General features: G+C 45.3%; 1 protein-coding gene and 1 pseudogene. Both read right to left on the bottom strand.

Features of this window, described 5'->3' with window-relative positions; translation table 11 throughout:
* Positions 1 to 103 precede the first annotated feature (103 nt).
* On the bottom strand, positions 104 to 589 hold the full coding sequence (locus tag BMZ36_RS14190; RefSeq protein WP_091198403.1) for an Imm42 family immunity protein: 486 nt from the start codon (positions 587 to 589) through the stop codon (positions 104 to 106).
* Positions 590 to 592: 3 nt separating this feature from the next.
* Positions 593 to 1,483, bottom strand: a pseudogene (locus tag BMZ36_RS14615) (hypothetical protein); the annotation flags it as partial.

The following is a 1,483-nucleotide window of genomic DNA, read 5'->3' as shown; positions in this document are numbered from 1 at the left end:
GAATCGCATCGACCATGCCCGGTTCAAGTTGATAGCGGAAACGTCTCCCACTCTACCAGAAAACCATCACAGGAAACCGTGGTCTGTCCCCTATTATTCGGCATCAGTTGGTGAACGACCACAGCGCGCACAATGAATGCAGAACATCCTTTACTGTATTTACTGGGAAAATTGACTCATTTATTTTTTCGAAATCATTTTCAGTCCATATTAGTCTGTCGTATTTTCCGCAATTAAAGAAATATACAAAACATCCATTATCACCCATGGCCGTACATGTAAGATCTAAAAACCCTGGTGATTTATCTAAAAAATTACAATCAAATTCACTTTCTTCAAGAAATGGCGAGTGCGCAATGCGAAACAAATCTTGCGCACAAAAATCAACACTGTCATTTAATTTTGAAAAATCCAGATTAACGTACGTTGCAAGGCAAGTTTTTAATTCTGCCTCAACGAGCCTGCCTGGCAGCATAACTCCATCAACATACATGTGAAATATGCCGTTCACCCAAAAGTTACCATCAACATTCCATGGCAAAACCTTTTCACACTGAATTGAAAAACAATTAGGATCTCCTGCAATCATTTTTTACCCCTTAAATTTAAATGCTCTTTTTATTTCTATTGGAATTTTAGATGAATTTAGAGGATTATTTGCATCACCGGTGCTGCCGTTCCAGTGAAAAACACCATTTGCCGCTTCAAATCGGTGAATATTGCCATCAGAATCCATGGAGTACCTTACCTCTTTGCTATCATAGGTTTTTGTACTCGGCACAGACTGCTCAAACAATTGCAAAGAATTTTTTGGCTCAAGGCCGGCATTTTGACGATTTCCAATTTCGCCAAGAGTGTGTTTTGGATTCGATTGATAATCTAATCCGTTGCCGGATTTTGTAACATCAGGAACAGGCAATCTGGAGCCTTTTGTGTCCCCAGTGACAGATTCATATATAAAATCCGTCCAGACAGCCCGTTGAATAGCAGGCAATGTCGTAACAAACTCACCCGCCCATTTTTGTCTCTCATCAATCGGCTGGCCTTCAAGAACATTGCCGAGCCATTTTGCCAGCTTCTCCTGGCTTTCAAATGGTGGCGGGCCAAATATTTTTTGCGCCTCTGCCGGGGTGACCAGCGGGGGCGGTGGGGCCACAGGCTCCGCCGGCTTGCCTTCCAATATATTTCCCAAAGTCCCGCCGGCAACCAATGCCGCCAGATTGATCCCCACCTCTATCGCTTTGGCTCGACAAACAGGATTGGTAGCACACGCTCTGGCTGTGATCGTTATGCCCTCAATAACAATAATTGGCACGGCAAGCGCATTATTCTCCATCTCAATCTGAGCCGCCGCATTGGCGGTGGCCGCATTCTGCCCCGTACCTGCCGCCAGACCGATGATCAGCGTCCCCACCAGATTCTTGCGCGCTTCCTTCTCTGATGCGCTCATCTTCTCCGGGTCGCCACCCAGCAGGTTGTTGAG

The sequence above is a fragment of the Formivibrio citricus genome (assembly GCF_900115065.1).
GTDB lineage: Bacteria > Pseudomonadota > Gammaproteobacteria > Burkholderiales > Chitinibacteraceae > Formivibrio > Formivibrio citricus.
Note: the sequence above shows the minus strand (reverse complement) of the source record. Positions and strands in the feature narration are given on the sequence as shown.